Here is a 6,415-nt window from a genome sequence, read left to right as displayed (position 1 = left end):
GCCCCAGGTGAACCTGGTGACCGTCACAGGTGGCCGCGCGGGACCCACCGCCCCCGCCGCCGGCCGGACGGGCATGCGTACGCTCGCCGACCCCGCCGGTGGTCTGCGCGCGTTCCTGCACCTGTCGCCCCGCCCGGACGCCGCGGTGGCCGTGCTCGTCGACCGCTCCGGCACCGTCGTCCGGGTGCTGCCCCAGCTCGGCCCGGTCGAGACGTACCGCGCCGACCTGACCCGGCTCGCCGCCTGAACTTCGCGGGTCGCCGACCCGCACGCCGCTCTCGACCGAAGCAGGCCGGCGACGGACTCGACGGCGCAGACCGGCAGCAGGCGGGTTCACCCTGGACCGGTCAGCGCCACCCTGACCGACCGGAGTGGGTCAGCCGGCGTCACCAGTGGTCACTCGATCGCAGCGAGCTGCACCCGCACCCGGACCGCCTCGGCATCGAGGGGAGCCAGGGAGACCCGCAACGGCCCACCGGCCCCGACCAGCACGTGCCGTCGGAGTCGGCCGTCACAGATCGGCATGAGCTCGTCAACACTCCGGCCACCCGCGATCATGACGATCAATCCCCCCGGCCCGGTGCAGCTGTACTCGAACATGTACCGGGCGTCCGGCGCGCTGTTCACCTGCCGGATCACGCTCCGCTCCGGCGCAATGAGGCTCTGCTCACGCCAGAGCGTGTTCGGGTACCGCGACAACCCGCCGCTGACCTCGCCGCTCCCGGGCAGGTCGGTCCGGCCGCGGCCCGGTTGAACCTGGTCACTGAGCCAGCCCCGGTCGACCGGGTGCGTCTCGCCGGTCTCCGGATCGACGCGGAAGACCGAACCATCCGGCTCCACCCGGAAAACCTGCCTGCTGCCGGGTTCGGCGCGGACAGCCGCCCCGGTGGCCGGATCCACCTCGAAGACGGCGCCCGGGCCGAGGTTCGAGGGGCCGAGCCGCATATCCGTCGGGGCCGCGGCGGTCAGGCCGGCTATCGGAGGGGTCGCACCCGGCGCCCGGGCGGCCAGCCCGGGTACCGACGCGACCAGACCGAGCGCCCTCTCGTCCTCCGGCGCGGCGGCCCGCCACCACCAGCCGCCGACGATCAGGGCGAGCACGGTGGCACCGACCAACACCCGCCCCCGCAGCCGGTCCTGCGCCTCGACGTCCACCTGTCGAGGGTATGCCGGGCGCTCAGCCCTGTCGATCGAGCAGTACGGCGTAGAGCGTGAGGCCCGGACCGAAGGCGAGCATGAGGATCCGCTCCGGCGGGACCGGCGCACGCCGCAGCCGGTCCAGGATGAGCAGCACCGTCGGCGACGAGCAGTTGCCGTGCTCGTCCAGCGTCGCGCGGGACGCCGCCAGCGCCTGCGCCGGCAACCCCAGCTCGCGCTCCACCACGTTGAGGATGCGGGGACCCCCCGGGTGCACCGCCCAGCCGTCCAGCTCGTCGATCGTGGTGCCGTGCCGGGCCAGCAAGTCGTCGACCAGGCCCCGCACGTGCCGGGAGAGCACCTGGGGCACCTTCGGCGACAGCCCCATCCGGAACCCGGCGTCGGTGACGTCCCAGGTCATGTGGTCGGCGGTGGAGGTGTCGGTGACCGAGGTGACCTCGCGCAGCGCGTACCCGGGGCCGCCGGGCAGCACCACGGCGGCGACCGCCGCGTCCGAGAAGAGCGCGTGCGAGACGATCTGCTGCGTGTCCACCCGGGCCGTCGACGGCTGGATGTGCAGGCTGGTCAGCTCGGCGCAGAGCAGCAACGCGGGGCGGCCCCGCGCGGTGACGAAGTCGCTCGCCGCGCCCAGCCCCGGCAACGCCGCGTAGCAGCCCATGTGCCCGACGAACATCCGCTGGGTGTCCGCCGCCATGCCGAGGTCCCGGGCGAGCAGGATGTCCAGCCCGGGAGTGGCGTACCCGGTGCACGAGCAGACCACGAAGAGCCCGATGTCACCGGCGTCCAGGCCGGCGGCGGTCAACGCCCGGCCGACCGCCTCCTTACCCAGCGGCAACGCCTCCACCAGGTAACGGCGCATCCGCCGCTCGGTCGGCCAGTCGGAGACGTCCTCCAGCAGCGGATTGACGGCGGCCTGCCGGGTGGTGACCCCGGAGTTGGCGAAGATGCGCGCGGCCAACGACCGGGTGGCGCCGGTGAAATGCCGGGAGAAGAAACCCTCCCACAACTCGTCCTGCCGGGCCGACGGCGGCTGCGCCGTCCCGAGGCCCGCGATCACTGGTACCGACACGATCCCCACCTCTCGTCCGACGCCGCCCTCCCGCGAGCCGTCCCCGCACCCGGGACGGCTCTGGACGGCTCCACGCTCACCAACGAGGGGCCGAGCCGTCGCGGTCCGGGTCACCCCCCAACGCGGCGATGCCGAGCCAGTCGGCGCAGACGTCCGAGGTGGCCGGATGCAGCGATCCGCAACGGGCGTCCCGGTAGAGCCGCTCCAACGGGTGGCCCCGCCGGGTGGCCGAGGTACCGGCCGCCTCCAGCATCGACGCGGCCACCTCGGCGGCGGTCGTGCCGGCGAGCAGCTTCGCCCGCCATACCCAGCGGTTCGTCTCGGCGTCGCCCGGCGCCTCGTCCACCCGGCGGGCCGCCTCGCCCACCGCCAGCTCGGCCGCCGCCACCGCCGCGTCGGCACGACCGAGCCGCGCCCGCACCGCCGGCAGCCCGGCGAGGTTGCGGGCGTTCAGGTGTTCGGCCGCCGACTCGATAGCCGCCCGCGCCACGCCGACGTAGACCGCCGCGTAGCTGGCCACCAGCCAGTGCGGCATGAGCTGGGCGACCATCAACGCCAGCCCCTCGACCCCGCCGAGCAGGCGGTCGGCCGGGACCGTCACCTCCAGGTGCAGGTCGTGCGAGGCGGTGGCGCGCATGCCGAGCGAATCCCAGGTCGGCTCTACGGTGAGTCCGTCCCCGGCGGGCACCAGGAACTGCGAGACCACCGACGGGTCGGCGGCGCTACGCGCGGCGACCAGGTAGCCGTCGGCGTGCCCGGCGCCCGAGCAGAACGTCTTGCTGCCCTTGAGGTGCCAGCCGCCCTCGACCGGCTCGTAGACGGTGCTGAGCTGGGAGAGGCGCGCGCCCGCGCCCCGCTCGCTCATCGCCACCGCGTACCAGGAGCCCTCGGCGGCCGCCCGGAGCAGTCGGTCCCGGGCGGCGAGCGCGTCGTCCGGGACGCCGAGCGCCTCGGCCAGCTCCTCGGTGACCGCGCCGAGCGCGCCGGTCACCGAGGCGTGCATGTTGAACACCAGCGCGGTGGCGCCGTTGCCCCTGGCGAGCTCGGTGGCGACGGCCGCGTACTCGGCGAACGTCGCGCCGGAGCCGCCCAGCTCGCGGGGCACCATCAGGCCGAAGAGACCCGCCTCGCGTAGATCCTCGAAGTCCTCGACCGGGAAGGTGCCCTCCCGGTCGTGCTCGGCCGCCCGGGCGGCGAGTCGCGGCGCCAACCTGCGGACCGCCTCCAACGCGTGCACCGTCATCTACGCCCCCTCTTCGGCGTCCTTACCCCCGCCGGGGTCGGAACTATCCTTTCCGGACCCCCCAGCCCTGGTACAGCACCGCGGTCGAGCGCGTCGGGACGATCCGCGGAGCCCGGCCACCCGGCGCGGCCCCCTCGGCGCCCCGCGCCCGACGCAGTAGCCAGCCGAGCAGCCCGCGCGCCTCCGGCCGGACACCGCGCAGCTGCAGCGTGACACCGTGCCGGGCGCACTCGGCGACCAACGCGCGGGAATCCACGAACAACCGTGGGTCGTGGATGCCGCGCGGCACGGTCGGCAGCCGCTCGCCGATGTGGACGGCCACCAGCCGGCTCAGGAAGTTGTCGTTCAGCGTGTCGAGCACGAGCAGCCCGCCGGGCCGGAGCAACCGGCACGCCTCGGCCACCGCGCGACGCCAGTCCGGCACGTGCTCGAGCACCTCGCCGGCGGCCACCACGTCGGCGCAGCCGTCGGCGAGCGGCGCCGCCGTCGCGTCGCCGTTGACCGGGGTGACGCCGTGCGCGGCGGCCTGGGCCAACGCCGAACGGGTCAGGTCGACGCCCACGTGCCGGTAGCCCTTGCCGGCGAGGTGCGGTGCGAGCAACCCGGCTCCACAGCCGAGGTCCACCAGCAACGCGCCGGGGCGGTCGGCCGGTGGCACCAGGGCCGCCCGGGCCTCGGCGAGCCAGTGCAGCATCGCGAAGACGCCGTCGGGCTGCCACCACTCGTCGACCAGGTCGTCGTACTGACGCGGGTCGTTGCGTGGCAGCACCCGGGACCGGGTGGGCGCCGCAGCCGCGTCTCGCATGGAATCGAGCGTGGCACGACTCCCGGGTAACAACCAGACTTCCCTTATGTCAACTTCGGTGTTAGGGCTGGTCAGGGCGAGCCATCCGGAACCGGCCGCGGCGGTGACCCTGGTGGCCGGTCTGCTGGCCGTCGGGGTGGGACACCGACCCGCCGGGGTCGCCGCCGTCGTCCTCACCGTGCTGGCCAGCCAGCTCGCCGTGGGCTGGACCAACGACGCGCTCGACGCCGACCGGGACACCGCGGTGGGGCGTACCGACAAGCCAATCCCCGCCGGCGCGGTCGGTCGGCGCACCGTGGCCCTGGGCGCGGTGCTGGCCGCGCTCGCCACCCCGCTGCTGGCGCTGACGACGAACCCCGTCGCCGCCGCCTGGATGACCGCCGGGCTCGTCTCGGCCCTGCTCTACGACTGGCCGCTCAAGTCCGGCCCGGCGTCGGTGCTGCCCTATGCGTTCTCCTTCGGCACCCTGCCCGCCTTCGTGGTGCTGGCGCTGCCCGGGGCGCCGGCGCCGCCGGTCTGGCTGGTGGCCGCGGCCGCGTGCCTCGGCGCCGGCGCGCACTTCGCCAACGTCCTGCCCGACCTGGCCGACGACGCCCGCACCGGGGTGCGCGGCCTGCCCCACCGGATCGGCGCGGCGGGCAGCCGGGTGGCGGCCGCGCTGCTGCTGCTCGCCGCGACCGGCACCCTGGTCCTCGGCCCGCCCGGGCCGCCGTCCGGGGTCGGGCTCGCCGCGGTGTTCACCGCCGTCGTGGTTCCGCCGCTCAGCTGGTACGGCGGGCGGGGCGCGGCCCGCTCGGGGCGGCGCCCGGTGGCAGCCTTCCGGGCGGTGATGCTGGTGGCGCTGATCGACGTGGTGCTGCTGGTCACGAGCGGCCGGGTGGTCTGAACATCACTCCGGGAGGTGGCATCCCCGGGTCGGAGTGCGGCCCTCGATCAGCCCCAATTACCCTGGAGCGCGGTCTGCGCGGGCATGGCCACCGTGCCCGGCGTACGCACCGGGTGGGATCGTGACGAGGAGGACCGACGTGACGCGCTCGATCAGGGGTTCCCGGCGGGCGGCCCTGCTGCTGTCCGGGGTGGCGGCGGCGACGAGCCTGCTGCTGTCCGGGTGCGGCGCCGGCCAGATATCGGAGACCGCCAACAAGGTGCCGTCGGTCCAGGGCGTCAACATCGAGACCGAGGACGGCCTGCTCGCGGTACGCGGCCTGCTGGTCGACTTCCCCGGCGTCGAGGGCTACCGGGCCGGCGAGGACGCGCTGCTCAACGCGGTGATCTACAACGACTCCAAGGAGCCGGTCACCGTCACCGTCACCAGCCAGGACGCCCGCGAGGTCGTGCTCACCGGGACCGGCGCGTCGGCCAGCCCGACCCCGTCCGGGTCGCCGTCGGAGTCGGCTTCGCCGAGCGGCTCGGCCTCCCCGTCGGACTCCGGCAGCCCGTCGGGCTCGGCGAGCCCGTCGGACTCCGCCAGCCCGTCGCCGTCGGCCCCGGCCGGCGAGCCCGCGCGCTTCGAGATCGCGCCGCTGAGCTACATCCAGCTGAACCAGCAGTCCGACCGCATGCTCCAGCTGCTCGGCCTCAACGAGTCGCTGCACTCCGGTCAGAACGTCTTCGTCACGTTCGACTTCGGCAACGGCAGGACCATCACGGGACCGGCCCCGATCGCGGTGCCGCTGACCCCGGCCGCCCCGCCGTCGCCGATCGTGCACCGCGAGGGTGGCGAAGGCGGCGAGGAAGGCGGCGCCGAGGGCGGCGGCCACGGCGGCTGACCAGCCCACACGAGTTCTCGGAAGCACCCCGACGTGGCGAGCGCCACGTCGGGGTGCTTCGTCGTACGGCGGGGTCTGCGCCATTCGGTCGTACGGCCGGGCTAGCGTCCTGGTGTGACGACCTCCCGATCCACCTCCGCCCGCGGCGCGGCGACGGGCACGCGCGGCCGCGCCTCCGCTCGTGAGCCCCGTCCGGCCTACGAGTGCGACGCGTGCGGCCACCAGCCGCCCAAGTGGGTGGGGCGGTGCCCGGAGTGCGGCGAGTGGGGCTCCGTGGTCGAGAGCACGGTCACCGGGCCGACCGTCTCCGGCCGGGTGGTCAGCTCGCGGATGCCGGCCGAGCCCGCCCGACCGATCGCCACCATCAGCGC

Annotated in this window: 6 protein-coding genes and 2 pseudogenes; 4 read left to right on the top strand and 4 right to left on the bottom strand. The window is 74.9% G+C overall.

Translation table 11 applies throughout. From position 1 onward, the window contains the following. Positions 1 to 247 (top strand): annotated as a pseudogene (locus tag E1211_RS29455) (hypothetical protein); the annotation flags it as partial. Positions 248 to 396: 149 nt separating this feature from the next. Here the strand turns inward: E1211_RS29455 and E1211_RS29450 are convergent. From E1211_RS29450 to E1211_RS29435, 4 genes are all read right to left on the bottom strand, one after another. Further along, a complete protein-coding gene (locus E1211_RS29450) occupies positions 397 to 1,155 on the bottom strand; it encodes a hypothetical protein (protein WP_132353066.1) in 759 nt (252 codons plus the stop codon). A gap of 22 nt (positions 1,156 to 1,177) precedes the next feature. After that, positions 1,178 to 2,236 (bottom strand): type III polyketide synthase, encoded by a 1,059-nt coding sequence (locus E1211_RS29445; RefSeq protein WP_132353064.1) that lies wholly within the window; start codon positions 2,234 to 2,236, stop codon positions 1,178 to 1,180. 67 nt (positions 2,237 to 2,303) lie between these two features. Continuing rightward, the gene (locus E1211_RS29440; RefSeq protein WP_132353062.1) at positions 2,304 to 3,470 is read right to left on the bottom strand and encodes an acyl-CoA dehydrogenase family protein; all 1,167 of its coding nucleotides are present in this window, start codon (positions 3,468 to 3,470) and stop codon (positions 2,304 to 2,306) included. A gap of 43 nt (positions 3,471 to 3,513) precedes the next feature. Continuing rightward, positions 3,514 to 4,275 carry a methyltransferase domain-containing protein gene (locus tag E1211_RS29435; protein ID WP_132353060.1) on the bottom strand — a complete coding sequence of 254 codons (762 nt, stop codon included), beginning with the start codon at positions 4,273 to 4,275 and terminating at the stop codon, positions 3,514 to 3,516. A 46-nt stretch (positions 4,276 to 4,321) separates the two neighbouring features. Between E1211_RS29435 and E1211_RS29430 the strand changes: the two genes are divergently transcribed. The 3 genes and pseudogenes from E1211_RS29430 to E1211_RS29420 form a co-directional block, all read left to right on the top strand. Next, positions 4,322 to 5,161 carry a UbiA family prenyltransferase gene (locus tag E1211_RS29430; RefSeq protein ID WP_243709752.1) on the top strand — a complete coding sequence of 280 codons (840 nt, stop codon included), beginning with the start codon at positions 4,322 to 4,324 and terminating at the stop codon, positions 5,159 to 5,161. A gap of 139 nt (positions 5,162 to 5,300) precedes the next feature. Then, positions 5,301 to 6,044 carry a hypothetical protein gene (locus tag E1211_RS29425; RefSeq protein WP_132353056.1) on the top strand — a complete coding sequence of 248 codons (744 nt, stop codon included), beginning with the start codon at positions 5,301 to 5,303 and terminating at the stop codon, positions 6,042 to 6,044. Between the two features lie 114 nt (positions 6,045 to 6,158). Next, positions 6,159 to 6,415 (top strand): annotated as a pseudogene (locus E1211_RS29420) (DNA repair protein RadA); the annotation flags it as partial.

Source organism: Micromonospora sp. 15K316, from assembly GCF_004348525.1.
Classification (GTDB): Bacteria; Actinomycetota; Actinomycetes; order Mycobacteriales; family Micromonosporaceae; genus Micromonospora.
Note: the sequence above shows the minus strand (reverse complement) of the source record. Positions and strands in the feature narration are given on the sequence as shown.

Coding starts and splice junctions, on each gene's coding strand:
- E1211_RS29440 (WP_132353062.1), bottom strand. CDS start 3,470: ATGACGGTGCACGCGTTGGAGGCGGTCCGCAGGTTGGCGCCGCGACTC.
- E1211_RS29435 (WP_132353060.1), bottom strand. CDS start 4,275: ATGCGAGACGCGGCTGCGGCGCCCACCCGGTCCCGGGTGCTGCCACGC.
- E1211_RS29430 (WP_243709752.1), top strand. CDS start 4,322: ATGTCAACTTCGGTGTTAGGGCTGGTCAGGGCGAGCCATCCGGAACCG.